Genomic DNA, 16,822 nt, shown 5'->3' on the forward strand with positions numbered 1-16,822 from the left:
CATGACCAGCGAAACCACCTCACCCTGGAACAACGACCCCGACGTCGAGATCATCGACGGGGTCCACCACCACAAGTTCGACATCGTCATCGTCGGCGCCGGCGGCGCCGGCATGCGGGCGGCGATCGAGGCCGGCCCCGGCGCGAAGACCGCCGTCATCTCCAAGCTCTACCCGACGCGCTCGCACACGGGCGCCGCGCAGGGCGGCATGGCCGCCGCCCTCGCGAACGTCGAGGAGGACAACTGGGAGTGGCACACCTTCGACACCGTCAAGGGCGGCGACTACCTCGTCGACCAGGACGCGGCCGAGATCCTCGCGAAGGAGGCCATCGACGCGGTCATCGACCTCGAGAACATGGGCCTGCCGTTCAACCGCACGCCCGAGGGCAAGATCGACCAGCGTCGCTTCGGCGGGCACACGCGCGACCACGGCAAGGCGCCCGTGCGCCGCGCGTGCTACGCGGCCGACCGCACCGGCCACATGATCCTGCAGACGCTGTTCCAGAACTGCGTGAAGCTCGGCATCAACTTCTTCAACGAGTACTACGCGCTCGACGTCGTCATGACCGAGGTCGACGGGGTCCGGCAGCCGAGCGGCGTCGTCGCGTACGAGCTGGCCACCGGCACGCTGCACGTGTTCCAGGCGAAGGCGATCATCTTCGCCACCGGCGGCTTCGGCAAGATCTACAAGACCACCTCGAACGCCCACACCCTCACGGGCGACGGCGTGGGCATCATCTGGCGCAAGGGCCTGCCGCTCGAGGACATGGAGTTCTTCCAGTTCCACCCGACCGGCCTCGCCGGCCTCGGGATCCTCCTCACCGAGGGCGCCCGCGGCGAGGGCGCGATCCTGCGCAACGCCTCCGGCGAGCGGTTCATGGAGCGCTACGCCCCCACCATCAAGGACCTCGCCCCGCGCGACATCGTGTCGCGCTGCATGGTCCAGGAGGTCGCCGAGGGCCGCGGAGCGGGCCCGCACAAGGACTACGTGCTGCTCGACTGCACGCACCTCGGCGCCGAGGTGCTCGAGACGAAGCTCCCCGACATCACCGAGTTCGCGCGGACCTACCTCGGCGTCGACCCGGTGTACGAGCCCGTGCCGGTGATGCCGACGGCGCACTACGCGATGGGCGGGATCCCGACCAACGTGAACGCCGAGGTGCTGCGCGACAACGACACCGTCGTGCCCGGCCTCTACGCCGCGGGCGAGTGCGCGTGCGTCTCGGTGCACGGCTCGAACCGCCTCGGCACGAACTCGCTGCTCGACATCAACGTCTTCGGCAAGCGCGCCGGCCGCAATGCGGTCGAGTACGTGCGCACGGCCGAGTTCCTGCCCCTCCCCCAGGACCCGGCGAAGGAGGTGCGCGACCTCCTCGAGACGCTGCGCGACTCCACCGGCACCGAGCGGATCGCCGCGATCCGCAAGGAACTGCAGGACAACATGGATGCCAAGGCGCAGGTGTTCCGCACCGCCGAGTCGCTCGAGGAGATGCTGGGCATCATCCGGCAGTTGCGCGAGCGCTACAAGAACGTCGCCGTCCAGGACAAGGGCCGTCGGTTCAACACCGACCTGCTCGAGGCCGTGGAGCTCGGCTTCCTGCTCGACCTCGCCGAGGTCGTCGTCTACTCGGCGAAGAACCGCGACGAGAGCCGCGGCGGCCACATGCGCGACGACTTCCCGAAGCGCGACGACGAGCAGTTCATGCAGCACACGATGGCGTACCTGTCGGGCGACGCGCACTCCGCGGTCGCCGACGACCACATCCGGCTCGACTGGAAACCGGTCACCGTGACGCGCTACCAGCCGATGGAGAGGAAGTACTGACGTGAGCACCGCCACCCTCGAGCAGCCGCCGGCCGCCGCCGCGCCCGTCCAGTCGTTCACCGTCACGTTCCTGATCCGCCGGTTCGACCCCGAGGTCGACGCCGAGCCGCGCTGGCAGGACTTCGACGTCGAGATGTACGCCACCGACCGCGTGCTCGACGCCCTCCACAAGATCAAGTGGGAGCAGGACGGGTCGCTGACCTTCCGCCGCTCGTGCGCCCACGGCATCTGCGGGTCGGACGCGATGCGGATCAACGGCCGCAACCGCCTGGCGTGCAAGACGCTGATCAAGGACCTCGACATCACGAAGCCCATCTACGTGGAGGCCATCAAGGGCCTGCCGCTCGAGAAGGACCTCGTCGTCGACATGGAGCCGTTCTTCGCGAGCTTCCGCGAGGTGCAGCCGTTCCTGCAGGCGAACACCGTGCCCGAGCCCGGCAAGGAGCGCGTCCAGTCGGTCGCCGCCCGCGCCCGGTTCGACGACACCACCAAGTGCATCCTCTGCGCCGCGTGCACGTCGTCGTGCCCGGTCTTCTGGACCGATGGCCAGTACTTCGGCCCGGCTGCGATCGTGAACGCGCACCGCTTCATCTTCGACTCGCGTGACGACGAGGCGAAGGTCCGCCTCGACATCCTGAACGACAAGGAGGGCGTGTGGCGCTGCCGCACGACCTTCAACTGCACCGAGGCGTGCCCCCGCGGCATCGAGGTCACGAAGGCGATCGCCGAGGTCAAGCAGGCGGTCATGCGGGGTCGCCCGTAGGACGCACCGCGGGTCGCCGCTGGACGACCCCGATCGAGCACCGCAGAGGGGCCGATGCCTGCCGGCATCGGCCCCTCTGCTCATCCCGGGCGCCGTTCCCCCCTCGGCGTGCTCCCGGGAAGCGGTGGCTCGGCCCGTCGTGCGCTGCGCTCCCGACGGGCCGAGCCCGGATGGATCACTCCTCTCGGGCCTCCGCCGGTCGCCGGCGACGGATCGCGTTGAGGCCGACGACGAGGCCGCCGAGCAGGATCAGCACCGCGGCGTACCAGCGCCAGTCGCCCGGGAAGCCGGTGCCCGCCAGCGGCTGCGGCACGTTCACCTTCACCGACGAGTCGGCGCAGAGCACCAGCGGCGGCACCTCGGTCGCATCGGCGTCGGAGTAGCAGACCTCACCGGTGTTGGTGATGCTCGTCGCCTTCGTCGACGGGTTCAGGGTGACGCCCAGCACGATGTCGGGTGCGGTCAGGATGTTCGGCCCGAGCACGCCGTTCAGCGTGCAGTGCAGCGTCCCGCCGTAGCCCTGGGCGTTCTTCCCGGTCACCGCGCAACCCTCCCAGCGCGGGAACGTCGGAGCGCCCGCGGTGGTGATCGTGTTGACCCGGAGGTCGCTCGGGATCTCGTCGAAGATCTCGACCGGCGACGCAGCGCCGATGCCGGTCGACTTCACCGACAGCGTGTACGAGAAGTCCGAACCCGGGGTCGCCGTGGTCACGCTCGACGTCTTCACGATGTCGAGCAGCGGCGGCCGGTCGATCGCACACGTCGGCAGCGCCTGCGGGTACACCGCGAGGACGGACTGCGACGGGTTGATCGAGAACGTCACCGTGAGCGGCTCGGTCGTCACCGTGTAGGGGTTCGACGGGTCGCCGGTCGGCGTGTACGTCTCACCGCGCCACGGGAACGTCGGCACCGTCTCGTCGAGGATGAGGTCCAGGAACCGGGTGCCCGGGACGACCGAACCGGGGTTCAGGAGGTCCTCCTCCGTGATGGGCCGCCAGCCCGGGAACTGGTACGGGATCCCGTTCGCGTCGACCGCGGCCCCCGGCCAGAGGAGCCGGCCGTTGCGCGCATCCCACTCGACCTGCTCGACCTTGACCAGGCTGCCGTCCGCCGAGGTCCAGGTCACCGTGATCGGCGCCGGGGCCACGTTGTCCGTCGTCTGGATGTCGAAGTACAGCCACGGGACATCCGCGATGCATCGCACGTACGCGGCGGGCGCGATGCGCTTGACGGGCACCTCGGTGTCATCGCAGTTGTTGTCCGGGTTGCGGTCGTCCAGGATCGGCGGCAGCGCGGCGACCGCGGCGAGCTGGAGCTGCAGCCCCGGGTCCTCCACGACCGGGCCGGTGATGGCCACGCACGCCTCGTTCGGGATCGGGTCGGTGTTCAGCGGCGGCACGTCGGGCGGCGGCGCGTTCGGGTCGACGGCCGGCGGCGTCACGATCGGCGGCTCCGGCAGCATCCGCACCGGGATGCGGATCGTCGTGACCGCGCCCGCCGGGTACACCCCGGCGTACTCGGCCGCGAAGCTGCTGTCGGTGTCGCCCGACGTCTGCGTCCAGCCTGCGGCCGGATCGAACTCGGCCGGCCCGATGACCTCGACGGTCGGGTCGATCTCGTCCGTCACCTCGAGGCCGATGACCGGATCCGCCAGGTTCGTGACCGTGAGGATCCAGAAGAACTCGTCACCGCCCTCGACGGCCGTCTCGCCCTCGGGGAGCTCGTACGTCTTCTCGAGCGCCACGTCGAACTCGGGAGCCGTGTTGGTGATGTCGCACGTCACCTGCTGGCCGGGGGTGAGCGTCACCTCCGCGAGCTCGACGTCGAAGATCACCTCACCGGTGCCCTCGTCGAGGGTGCAGGTCCACGGGCTCGCCGTGAAGAGCGGGGCCCACGGGGAGTCGCTCTCCTCCGTGAGCTCGTACGGCACGTTCGACGTCACGGCGCCCGTCGCGGTGCCGTCGCCCGACACCACCGCGGTGCCCTCGGACGACGCCGCGAGGAACCAGAGCGTCGGCGGGAACTCCCCGGCGACCTCCTCCGGCTCGACGTGCTTGACGAGTGTCAGCGTCGGCTGGATGTCGGTGTTCCAGATCTCGCAGTCGACGGTCGCGCCGAGCTGGGTCACGGTGAGGGTGGCGCTCGTCGCGCCCTCCGCCGAGACCAGCGTGAACGCGTCGTCGCCCTGCTCGGACGTGCAGGTCCAGGTGGACTGCACCTCGTAGGCGACGCCGTCGGCCCAGAGCATGGACACCTCGTTCAGCGTGTAGCCGACGCCGACGTCGACGGGACCGCTGGCCGTGCCCGACCCGCCGAACCCGTCGTCGAGGCCGCTCGCCGACACCGTCCAGTCGGTCGGCACCGCGGTGCCGCCGTACTGGTTGTCGACGAACTTCTCGAGGTTCACCGTCTGCGTGCAGTCAACGTAGTTGGTGACGGTGAACTCGTTCACCGTGCCGGCGAGCACGAAGTCGCCGACGCCCGACCAGTCGACGAGCTCGCACCCGTCCGGGTAGAGGACGTCGGTCTCATCGACGCCGACCTCGTCACCGACGGCGTACGGCCCGTTCTCCGCGCTCCAGTCGACGGGCTCGCCGTCGAGCAGGGCCTGCGCCGTGAAGCCGTCGGGCAGGTCGTCGCTGTCCCAGGCGATGGGCTCGCCGCCGTCGATCACCCAGAGCTTCTCGAGGATCACGATGACCGGCACGTCGACGCAGTCCTCGCTCGTCCACGAGTCGCCGGACACCGCGATCGCCCCGTTCAGGAGACCGCGTCCGCCCTCGCCCTCGCAGCGCAGCGACGGGTCGTCGGCCACGTCGGCGACGGTGAACCGCACCGTCACCGTGAACACGTCGGTCTCGTCACCCAGGAGCTCCTGGTCCTCGACCACCACGTCCGTCGTCGGCGGCACCGTGTTCCACGCGGGGTTCACCGTGGCATCCGAACTCGTCACCTCGCGCTCCGTGATCGTGACCGAGTCGGAGAAGTCGGGCGTGTCGGTGAGGTCGTAGACGAGCGCCTGCGTCGGGCTCGTGTTGTGGACGGTCACCGTGTAGGAGACCATCCAGCCGCTGCCGTCGCGCACGGCGGGCCCGTCGGCGGTCTTCACGATCTCCGGGGCGGCCGGCAGCGCGCAGCCCGTGTCGGACTGGGTGCTGTTGCCGCTGGTCAGCGTCGCCTCGTTCAGGAAGCCGACGTTCGGCGCACCCTCGCTCGGCTGGCAGGTGTTCGTGGTCGGGTCGTCGAAGGCGTCCTTCGACACCAGCGCGGTGACCGTCACGTGGTACACGTGCACCCCGTCGATGCCGATCAGGCGCGGCGTCGGCACGATGGTCGTCGTCGGCTGGCCCGCCGGGTCGCTCCACGATCCGGTGTCGCTGCCGCCCGCCGTCTGCTCCCACTCGGCCGACTGGACGTCGACCTCGGGACCGAACCGGAGCGTGTCGGTGAGGGTGTACCGGCTGAGGAACTCCGCGTTGCCGGTCACCGTCACGTCGTACTCGATCGTCCACAGGCCGTCGCCGTCCTGCGTCGCCGTGCCCTCGCTCTTGTCGACCGTGGGCTTACCGCCCTCGACGATGGCGGTGCAGTCGGTGTCCTCGTCGACGATCTCACCGCTGGTGACCACCACCGAGTTGAAGAAGCCCTTCCCGGGCGTCTCGGCGAGGCACCGGATGTCGTCGGGATCGACCGCGCCCGCCGGAACGTCGACGTTGAAGACGAGCGTGTGGACCGCCTGGTCGCCGCCCAGGATGGGCACCCCGGTCGCCAGGGTGATCGCTCCGCCGGCGTACGGCACCGCGGCACCGCCGTTGATCGACACCGTGTTGTACACGACGCCGCTGGCGAAGGCGGGCGTGTCGGTCAGCGAGTAGTACACGGACTTGGCGCCCGGCAGGCTGTTGTCCACCGTGATCGTGTAGCTCACGTTCCACGTGGCATCCGGCTGCTGCGCCGCCGTCGCGCCCGACTTCACGACCGTGGGCGCGCTGGGCGAGTCGCAGGCCGTGTCGACGTCGGTCACGCCGCCGCTCTGCAGCACCGCGGCGTTGTTGAACGCGCCGTTGGCGGTGTTGCCCTCGGGCGGGCAGGCCGTCTGGGCCGGCGTGAGCGTCGGGCCGTCGAGGGTGAGCCCGGTCACGAGGATCTCGAACGTGTCGACATTCGAGCCCGGCGCGCCGGACGTGCCCGGCAGGTACCGGTTCGTCACGAGCGGACCGGAGCCCGCCCACGGCGTGCCGAGCGGCGCGCCGTCGAGGGTGACCGCGTAGCTCGCCGCCGACGAGTCGACGCCAGCCCCCAGGAGCAGCGTGTCGCCCAGGGTGTAGACGCCGCCCACCGCGGACGAGTTCGTCACGACGATGCGGTAGGTGATGCGCCACGACCCGTCGGCGTCCTGGCTCACCGAGCCGGGTACGACGACCTTGTCGTGGGAGATGGTCGGCGGGGTGATCTCGACGCACGCGTCGTCCTCGATCACCTGGTTGCCGCTGCGCACGACCGCGTCGTTGTTCAGGCCGTCCTCGGACGGGCAGATGAAGCCGCCGTCCGCGGCATCGATCTGCACCGTCACCGACACGGTGAACACGTGCTGGTCGATCCCGGCCGTGCCGGCCAGGGCGACGTCGTTCGCGAGCAGCGTGTTCGGCGCATGCCCCGTCCAGGTCACGACCAGCGGGACCGGTCCGGTCGCGGTCGCCACGCCGACCTCGGTGACGCTCGCCGGAAGGTCGATCACGTCCTCCAGGTCGTAGACGATCCCGGTGTCGGCGGACGGGTTGGTGACGGTGATCGTGTACGGGAGCGTCCACGTGCCGTCGCCGTTGTCGACGGCGGTGCCGCCGGTCTTCACGACCGTCGGCTTCACCGGCAGCTCGCAGTCCTGCGCCTCGTACGTCTGGCCGTCGACCACCATGCTGGCGGTGTTCAGGAACCCGACGGTGCCGGGCGTGCCGTCATCGCAGGCCTCCTCGGTCGAGCCGGAGAAGTCGGCTCCCGGTGCGACGGTGGCGTTCACCGTCACCTGCCACGTGTGCGAGGTGCCCCTCGCCAGCAGCGGCTCGTCGGCGAACTGCTGCGGGTCGGTGATCGGCGCCGAGAACGGCGTCGACGCGCCCGGCGGTGCCGGCAGGGTGCGCTGGTAGCTCGCGCTGTTGACGGTCACGCTCGAGCCGAACTCGAGGTCGTCGCCGAGCTGGTAGGTCAGGTCGAGGAACGGGCTGGGGTTCGTCACCACGATGTCGTAGGTGATCGTCCAGGTGCCGTCGGCGTTCGCCGTCGGGATCGCCGCCGTCTTCGTGATCGTCGGGACGACCGGCTCGAGCGTGTTCGTGACCGTGCAGATGACGGTGTCGCCCGGGTTCAGCGCCGAGAGCGTCGTGCCCGTCAGCGTGCCGCCGGAGCAGCCCCACGACGCGGTGAAGTCATCGGCATCCGGCAGCACGGTGGACTCACTGAGCGCGAAGTCCTGGCCCGCGGGGACCTCGACGTAGCCTCCGGTGCCGCCGGGACCCTGCGCGACGATCGCGCCGCCGTCACCGGTCGCCGTCACGGTCCATGCCGACGGGTCGGCCGCCCCGCTCGGCGAGACCACCTTCACGAGCCACAGCTTCGGCGGGATCGGCCGGTTCACGAAGAGGCAGGTGCCGACTCCGTTCGCCGGCAGCGTCACGCTCGTGGCATCCACGTAGCCGTCGCCGGTGTTGCACTGCAGGGAGACCTGCTCGAACCCGGAGACCGTCGACTCGGACAGGTCGTAGGCCTTGCCCGGCCGGACCGAGATGGTCGTGCCGGTGGTCACGGTCTGCGCGTCGAGGCCGGGAACCGGGGGCAACTGCGGCGTCGCCGTGAGGTTCCAGTCGGCCGGATCGGACGTGACGCCGGCGAGCGGCTGCACCTGCTTGACGAGGGTCAGCTGCGCGGTCTGGTTCACCGCGGTGCACTGCACCCAGGTGCCGAAGCCGACGATCACGCCGCCGTTCAGGCCACCGGCATTGCCGCCGGTCGGGTTGCCGTTCGCGTCGAGCGGGACGCACGCCCAGCTTCCCGTGGATCCCGGCACCGCCAGGACCGGGTCGCGGTTGTCGACCTGCACGTACCGGGGGTCGCCGCCGGACTCGGCGAGCGGGTAGACGAGGCCCGGGGTGACCGGGGCGGTGACGCCCGCGCCGGAGTCGCTGCCGGCGGGGAACGCGATGCCGCCCGCCGGGGTCAGCGCGTCGAGCGTCCACAGGTTGGTGGCCACCCCGTCGCCGTCGACGTCCTTGCGCAGCGTCAGCTGCGACGGGCAGGTCACGGTGTTCGTGATCTGGACCGTGTTGGTGCCCGAGGCGAGCAGTGCCTGGTAGTCGCCGCCCGCGAGGTTGAAGGAGGCGGGCGCGCCGTTGAACTGCGTGACCTGCTTCGAGACGAGCGTGCACAGCGTCGGCAGCGTCGCGACGTTCTCGTTCACGGGGATCGTCTGGCCCTGCGTGAACCCACCGGTGGAGTCGCCGAAGCCCGTGACGACGCCGTTCACCGACGCGTTCGCGTTGAGCGACGGGTCCTGCGTGCCGTGCGGGACGGGCGGTTGGCCGTTCACCGCCCAGAGCTTCTGGACCACGATCGTCGCCGGTGGGTTCGGCTGCCGGTTGTAGAACACGCAGCTGGCCGCCGTCGACGTCGAGACCGGCACGATCACGCCGGGTTGTCCGGCCACGTCCGGCGCGTTGACCACGCCGGGGATCACGGTGTTCGTGTTGAGGTCGCGACAGACGGCGTTCACCCCGGCCTGGGGCAGGTGGGTGAATCCGGCCTGGTTGGTCTCGCGGATCGTGACCGTCCCGCCGGTCGTCCCGCCCGCGAAGTCGAGCGGGAAGCTGATCGATCCGGTGCCCGCCGCGGTCAGCCCGTCGGCCGGGTTCGGGGTGCCGACGGTGATGCCCGCCGAGGGCCCGGAGGCGCCGATCGCCCAGCCGCCCGCGGGCTGCGCGAGCCCGAGGTCACCGCTTGGTGGGACGACCTGCTTGACGACGCTGACGGACCCCTGGCAGTTGCCGAGGGCGAGGTCGCGCATCGCCTGGCCGGCGGCCGCGTAGTCGGCCGTCTGGTAGTAGTCGGCGGTCGCGGAGTTGGAGCCGTTGAACGCCGTTCCACCCGAGATCGCCCGGAGGTTCAGGGCGGTGGACGGGGCGCTCACGCCGCTGCCGACGCCGAGGGCGACGATGCGGGTGGCCTTGTTCTTGACGGCGTTCGCCGAGAAGATCGCGTTCTCCACCTCGCGGGTGCGGGTGAAGTTGCCGGGCGCGGTCTCGGTGCCGTACACGGTCGGGTTGCCGTCGGTGAGGATGATCACCACGTCGTAGACCGTGGCGACCTGGGCGACCTGGTACAGGCCGCGGTCCCAGTTCGTCGTGCCGTTCGTCGGCGCGGTCAGGCCGTCGATCCAGGTCTTGACCGTCGAGGCGCCCGCCGCCGTGGACACGGCCGTGATCGGACGGTTCTGGTTGTTCGTGGCGTTGGCCGGCGCGGCCGCGGCGAACGTGAAGAGGCCCATGCGGGACGGCGTGCCGACCATCGCGTCGACGAGCGTCTTCGCCGCGGTGCGGGCCTGGTCCACGAACGGGTTCACCGAACCGGAGAGGTCCATGACGAGGGCGATGTCGAGGCCGCACTGCTGCGGCAGCACCGGGTTGGTGCGCGACGTCTGCCAGACACCGCCGGACGCGATGCGGTTGGTGTTGCCGGTGCCGACCATGAAGGTCGCGGGCGGCGTCGTGCGGTACGTCTGGCCTTCGCGGACCTGCCAGGTCCCCCCGACGAGCGCGCCGACGCGGAAGCTGTAGGGCGTCTGCTGGTTGTCGCCGCCGAAGGCGTCGCCGGTGCGCAGCTGCGGGTTCGTGAAGTACCCTCCGGGCGCCGCGATCTGGCGAACGTACATCTCGCGGTCGCGGTTCGCGCCGCCGGGGCCCGTGTCGGGCACGACGAAGTTGCAGTCGCCGTCGGCGTCTGCGGTACACGTGAAGAGCTGGGTCCCGCCGGTTGCGGCGGTGAACAGGCCGAGCTGCACGCCCGCCAGCGGCGAGATGGAGTTCGGGTCGGCGAGGCTGCGGGTGTCACCCGTCCGAACGGTGATGACGGCCTGGCCCGCGCCGGGGTTGGGTACCACGAGCGTCGCCACCTCGTCCTCCGGAGCGGCGAGGCGGGCGGCCTCCTGCGGCTGCTCCTCGGTGACGACCTCGTCGGGCGTCTCCTCGGCGGGCGGTTCCGATGCGTCGGGGGTCTCCGCGGGCGGATCGGTCGCGGCCGGATCCTCGGCCGGCGGTGTCGACGCATCCGGTGCGGGCTCGCCCGACGGCTCCTCCGTCGGGGTCGCCTCGGTCGTCTGCGTGGTCGTCGCAGGATCCGTCGGCGGCGTCTCCTCGGCGGACGCGACCGTCGGCATGCCGAGCGCCAGCAGGGCGGCGACGGTGACGGAGGCGATCCCACTGGCGAGGCGGCGCCTGGCGCGTGCGCGCCGAAGGGCGGTGAGTTCCCTGCGAGTGAGTCCGGTGCGGTCTGAAGCGGTCGGGAAAGACATCTTCGGTTCCCCCAAGTGTTCGGATCTGCGCAACTCTCCCCCGGAGGACTGCGCATACTACGGCGAGTCAAGCAGGGCGTTGCTCGCGCGGGACACCCTGAGGGCGTCCCCACTACGAGGGACACTCACATTCGTTTCCCTCCCCTGACCAGCACTTTCCGAGAACCCTACCCCCCGAATTGGGGGTAGGGTTTTCGAATCGGAGGCGCGAACCCGGATCGGTGGAGCGGGGTCGCGCCCCCGCCCCACAGTCACCGCGCGTTCCAGCTCGCCCTCAGCGCGATGCAGGTCGCCGGGTCACTCGGCGCGACGTCGCGCGACCGTGCGGGCGCCCAGGGCGACGGCGCCGAGCAGCAGGAGCGCGCCGCCGAGCAGCACGGGCGGCACGGGATCGGCTCCCGTCCCGGCGAGCCCCCCGCCATTCGCCGTCGCGGTCGTGTTGCGCGGCGCCGCGTTGCAGTCGGGCGTGGGCGGCGGGTACGCCGTGACCTCCGCCGACGACGGGTTCACCCGGATCTCCACCACGGCGTCCTCGCGCAGGTCGTAGAACGGCGCGTCGGGGTCGAGGATCCACGTGCCGTCGGGCAGCAGGGTCCAGCCCGGCCAGTCGATCGGGTTCCCGTCGGCGTCGATCGCCGCTCCGGGCCAGAGCTGACGGCCGGTGATCGCATCACCCGGCTCCCAACCCGCCGGCACCGCGAGGTAGTCGACCTGGGAGGCGCCGTCGGCGAGGATCGCCGCCTCATCGCCCGCCTCGATGGACGGATCGTGCGCCGCGTACGCCTCCGTCGTCCACCAGATCAGCGCGACCGCCGGCAGCGGGGCGCTCAAGTTGTACGGAGTGACCGAGTACTCGAACCACGGCGTGTCGTTGACGCACTGCGCGAAGCCGTCGATGGCGACGGACTTCACGGGCGTCGTGGCATCCGCGCAGGCTGCGAGTCCCGCCGCGAGCAGCTCGGGGTCGGGATCGACCGCGGCGAGCGCGCCTGGCGCCTCGCCCTCGCCCTGCTCCCCTGCCGGCGGCAGCCCCGCGACGACGCAGGCGTCGTTCACCAGGTCGGGGATCGGCACCGTCAGGTCGGGGTGCGCGAGCTCGCCCACCCGCACGTCGAACCGGAACTCGAGGCCGGGGTACGCGACCGGCGCGAACGCGCCCGGCTCGGCCTGCACGAACCCGACCCCGCCGTCGACGGAGTCGTCGAGCTCCCAACCCTCGGGCAGCACCTCGGAGCCGGGCACGAACGCCGTGCCCTCGGGCAGGACGTCACCGACGACCGGCGCGTGCACCGGACCCGAGCCGTCGTTCCACACGTGCAGCGTGTAGGTGATCACGTCCGGCGGGGTGTCGCCCGAGTCGACCGGGTTCGGCCCGCCGTCGTGCTCCCACAGCTTCTCGATCCGCACGCCCGGCAGCAGGTGCTCGGTCGTGCACGGGTCCTGCTGCGCGACCGCCGACGACGAGCCGTCCGGCACCGCCGGTCCTTCCACGGCGGCGCAGGCGGTGAGCACCCGGTTGCGGAGCACGGTGCCGGGCGGCGTGTCGGCCGCGACCGTGACGACGTACCGCACCTGGAGCACCTGCCCCTCCTCGAGGGCGGCGAGCTTCAGCCTGAGCCGCCCCTCGCCGAGTCCGTCCCAGTCGTACTCGAGCGGCGGCGTGCCGACGAAGCCGTCGAAGGTGACGAACGGCGCGAGCTGCGAGATGTCGTCGTCGATGTCGAGGTCGGTGACCTTCGGGCCGCTCACGTGCTCGACGGCGAGCGTGTACTCGATCCGGTCGCCGACGGCGACCGTGGAGCCGCTCGGCGGGTCGGACGACTTGGTCACCTTCCAGACGCCGCGTTCGGCGTCGTTGACGACGGTGCAGTGCACGATCGCGTCGATCGCGACCTCGACCGCGAACGTGAGGTCGCCGGTCCTGGAGCTCGGTACCGGCGCTCCCGACGAGTCCTCGCAGACGACCGACTCGAAGGAGTGGAACGGTCGGTGCTCCTCGGTGAACTCGATCGTGCGCGTGGGCTCCTCGAAGCCGCCGACCCGGAAGGGCTGGGTGGCGCCGGTCTCGCCGGTCCGCTGCACCGCGGGGGCGACGTCCTCGGCGTCGGTCGAGAACTCCCAGCCCGGGACGGGCTCGCCGTCGATCTCCTTGTGGATCGTGACGGTGCCGCCGCAGAGGGCATGGGCGATGCCGGCCAGGTCGTCGGCCAGGGTCGAATAGTCGGTCGAGGTGACGTAGCCCGCCGTCCTGATGTCGTCGCCGTCGAACTCCACCGGGCTCGAGATGGCCTCGATGGGCGGCAGCGCGACCTCCGGGCCGACCGCCACGACGAGGACGTGCGAGCCGCTGAGCTTGACGTCGTTGGCCTGCAGCACCGCCGGCGCGACCGCGGCGAACGAGCCGTCGGGGAACTCGGCCGGCTTCGAGGGATCGACCGTGTTGGGCAGGCCGTCGGTGATGACGATGGTCAGCTCGGCCCGGCCGTCGGCGAAGCCGGGGAACGTCTCGTGGCCGACCTGGAGCCCGCGCTTCCAGTTGGTGTAGCCGCCGAACTCGAGGCCGGCGTACGAGTCGCGGATGGCGGGCAGCCCGGCCGAGGTCAGGTCGGTGGCGGGAAGCAGCACCGTCGCATCCTGGTCGAACGCGGTGATGGACACCTGCGACCCGGTGTCGACGAGGGCCGCGGCGAAGGCGTTCGTCGCGGACTTCAGGCTCACGATGCCGGACGCCCCGAGCGACTTCGACTTGTCGAGCACGAACGCGACGTCGATGCCGCAGGCGTCCTGGAGGTCGGGGTTCGGGGTGATCCGCGGGTCGACGGCGGCCGCGGCGGCGCGGGCGGAGGACCTCGCCTCGGCACCCGGCACCGGGTCGCCGTCGCCCGCACCCGCCTCCGCGACCGCGCTCGGTACCTCGGCGCCGGGCTCCGGTCCGTCGGGCGCGTCGGTCCCGGGCGCCTCGGTTCCGGGCGCCTCCTTCGCGATCGGCGCGGGCCCGAAGCCCTCGCCGGCCGGCGCCGCATCGGCGGGCCCGCCCGCCTCGGGCACCCCGGCGCCGGACGCCGCCGACTCCGACGCGGATGCCTCCGCGCTCGATGCCTCCCCGCCGGAGCCGGCGGCGTCCGGCGCGTTCGCCTCGACGACCGCGGCGGTCTCCGCCGTCCGCGACAGCCCTTCGGCGAGCGCGAGCGAGGGGGCGCCCACGGAGATGAGGCCGGCGACGACCAGGGCGGCGATCGCCGCGCGGGAGCCGGTGGGGCGGTGGGGCTTTCGGGGTCGCCTGAGGGCAGGGTTGATCACTGTTGACCGCTCCAATGCGCAAGGGGGAAAGGAAGCGCTTCTCGAAGTCGGGTCAACGGTCAGCCAGCCCAGTCTTTCCAAGCGGCCGCGGAGTTCGCAAAGGATTTCTCGAGATCACCCCCGAACGAGGGGTATCGACGCGATGGCCCGACATCCGGGCCGGAAGCACCCCCATCGCTAGGGTGGGAGCGTGAGCGGGAGCCGGGGGCCCGCCGGCGGCCGCCGCGCCGGTGACGTGAAGCCGCGCGCCGACGACGGGCGCGCCGACGGCCGCGGCAACGGACGGCCCGAGGGCGAGGCATCCGCCGTCGCGGGCGATGGGATCGAGGAGCCGCACCCCACCGCGAAGGAGCGCATCGAGCAGGCGAGCGTGCCGTTGCGCGAGCGGTTCGACCCCCAGATCCGCACGGTCACCACGCTGACCCGCCGCACCATGGCGTGGTTCCCCATCCGCGTCTGGCGCCGGTTCCTCGCCCAGAACGGCTTCATCATGTCGGCCGGCATGGCCTACCAGTCGTTGTTCGCGGTCTTCGCGGGCGTCTACGTGCTGTTCGCGGTCGCCGGGATCTGGCTGATCGGCAACCAGGCGGCGATGACGGCCTTCGTCACGCTCGTCAACACGTACGCCCCAGGGCTGATCGGGCCGACGGGCGTGATCACCGAGGAGTCCCTCGAGCAGATCGCGCAGGACAACTCCGGCGTCTTCGGCTGGACCGGCGCGATCGCCCTCGGCGGGTTCATCTGGACCGCGATCGGGTTCGTCACCTACGCGCGCATCGGCGTCCGCAGCATGTTCGGCCTGCCGAAGGACATGCGCTCCTACGTGCTCCTGAAGGCGCGCGACCTCCTCGCCGCGCTCGTGTTCGGGCTCACCCTGCTGCTCGCGACGGCGCTGTCGATCGCGGCGACGAACTTCATCGACTGGTCGCTCGGGATGATCGGCTGGGACGACTCGTCGACGTCGACGACGTACATCGTGCAGTTCGGCGCCCTGCTGGTCGTGTTCGCGATCGACACGCTCGCGCTCGCGGCGCTGTTCCGCTTCCTCTCCGGCGCGGCGATGCCGTGGCGGCGCATGTGGGTCGGATCGCTGCTCGGCTCGGCCGGCCTGACCGTGCTGCAGCTCTTCAGCTCGGTCGTGCTCGCGTTCACGAGCAACAACCCGCTGCTCGCGACGTTCGCGGTCTTCATCGGCCTGCTGCTCTGGTTCCGGACGACCAGCATCGTGATCCTCGTGGCGGCGAGCTGGGTCGCCGTGGAGGCGAGCGACGCGCACGAGTCGATGCGCCTCGTGACCCCCGAGCAGCTGGAGGCCGAGCGCCGCGAGCGCGAGCGGGAGGCGGTGCTGACGGCCGCCCGCGTCGCCGTGCGCCACGCACGGGCGGACCTCGCGGCCGCCAACTGGTACGAGCGGCTTCCGGCCAAGCGCCGGCTGTCGCGGGCCGAGGCCGAGCTCGTGCGACTGGAGGCATCCGCGCGGGCGTCGGACGCCGACGGCCGGACGGGGGATGTCGGTCCCCTCGCCTAGGATCGATCGCATGCCTGAGAAGCCCCTCCGCGTCGCCACGGCCAACGTCAACGGGATCCGGGCGGCGTACCGACGGGGCATGGGCGACTGGCTCGCGGCCCGCGACGTCGACATCCTCGCGATGCAGGAGGTGCGCGCCTCCACCGATGACCTCGTCGCCCTCCTCGGCGACGAGTGGGACGTGCTGCACGACCCGGCGACCGCGAAGGGCCGCGCCGGCGTCGCGATCGCGAGCCGGCGCAAGGCGCACATCCACCGTGTCGAGTTCGGTGCGACCGACTTCGACACCGCGGGGCGCTGGCTCGAGGCCGACTACGAGGTCGGCGACCGCGTCGTCACCGTCGTCAGCACGTACGTGCACACCGGCGAGGCCGAGACCCCCAAGCAGGTCGACAAGCAGCGCTTCCTCGATGCGATGGAGGCGCGGATGCCCCGCCTCGCCGAGCACACCCCGTACGCGCTCATCGTCGGCGACCTCAACGTCGGCCACCGCACGCTCGACATCAAGAACTGGAAGGGCAACGTGAAGAAGGCCGGGTTCCTCCCGGTCGAGCGCGCGTACTTCGACCGGTTCCTCGGCGCGGAGGACGAGGACGGCTACAACGCCGGCGCCGGCCTGGGCTGGGTCGACGTCGGCCGCCGGGCGGCGGGCGACGTGCCCGGCCCCTACTCGTGGTGGTCGTGGCGCGGCAAGGCGTTCGACCTCGACTCGGGCTGGCGCATCGACTACCAGCTCGCGACGCCCGCCCTCGCCGACACCGTGGTCGACTACGCCGTCGACCGCGCGCCGACCTACGCCGAGCGCTGGAGCGACCACGCTCCCGTCGTCGTCGACTACGCCATCTGATC

General features: G+C 71.3%; 6 protein-coding genes. 4 read left to right on the forward strand and 2 right to left on the reverse strand.

Annotated elements, in window-relative coordinates; all coding sequences use genetic code 11:
* Position 1 precedes the first annotated feature (1 nt).
* Complete coding sequence (gene sdhA / locus ACGGZK_RS16905) at positions 2-1,825, forward strand: succinate dehydrogenase flavoprotein subunit (protein WP_395243782.1); 1,824 nt, start codon at positions 2-4, stop codon at positions 1,823-1,825.
* Between the two features lies 1 nt (position 1,826).
* Complete coding sequence (locus ACGGZK_RS16910) at positions 1,827-2,588, forward strand: succinate dehydrogenase iron-sulfur subunit (RefSeq protein WP_395243783.1); 762 nt, start codon at positions 1,827-1,829, stop codon at positions 2,586-2,588.
* 175 nt (positions 2,589-2,763) lie between these two features.
* Here ACGGZK_RS16910 and ACGGZK_RS16915 read toward each other — a convergent pair whose 3' ends face one another.
* Positions 2,764-11,010 (reverse strand): VWA domain-containing protein, encoded by an 8,247-nt coding sequence (locus tag ACGGZK_RS16915; protein WP_395243784.1) that lies wholly within the window; start codon positions 11,008-11,010, stop codon positions 2,764-2,766.
* A gap of 432 nt (positions 11,011-11,442) precedes the next feature.
* Positions 11,443-14,445 (reverse strand): VWA domain-containing protein, encoded by a 3,003-nt coding sequence (locus ACGGZK_RS16920; RefSeq protein WP_395243785.1) that lies wholly within the window; start codon positions 14,443-14,445, stop codon positions 11,443-11,445.
* Positions 14,446-14,635: 190 nt separating this feature from the next.
* Here ACGGZK_RS16920 and ACGGZK_RS16925 point away from each other — a divergent pair, with 190 nt between their 5' ends.
* Positions 14,636-15,973, forward strand: a complete 1,338-nt coding sequence (locus ACGGZK_RS16925) for a YihY/virulence factor BrkB family protein (RefSeq protein WP_395243786.1) — start codon at positions 14,636-14,638, stop codon at positions 15,971-15,973.
* Between the two features lie 10 nt (positions 15,974-15,983).
* Complete coding sequence (locus ACGGZK_RS16930; RefSeq protein WP_395243787.1) at positions 15,984-16,820, forward strand: exodeoxyribonuclease III; 837 nt, start codon at positions 15,984-15,986, stop codon at positions 16,818-16,820.
* Positions 16,821-16,822 lie beyond the last annotated feature (2 nt).

The sequence above is a fragment of the Agromyces sp. MMS24-K17 genome, assembly GCF_043950245.1.
GTDB lineage: Bacteria > Actinomycetota > Actinomycetes > Actinomycetales > Microbacteriaceae > Agromyces.

Excerpts from the sequence above, each read along its gene's own strand:
- sdhA (WP_395243782.1), top strand. The coding sequence starts at position 2 with ATGACCAGCGAAACCACCTCACCCTGGAACAACGACCCCGACGTCGAG.
- ACGGZK_RS16915 (WP_395243784.1), bottom strand. The coding sequence starts at position 11,010 with ATGCCGACGGTCGCGTCCGCCGAGGAGACGCCGCCGACGGATCCTGCG.
- ACGGZK_RS16930 (WP_395243787.1), top strand. The coding sequence starts at position 15,984 with ATGCCTGAGAAGCCCCTCCGCGTCGCCACGGCCAACGTCAACGGGATC.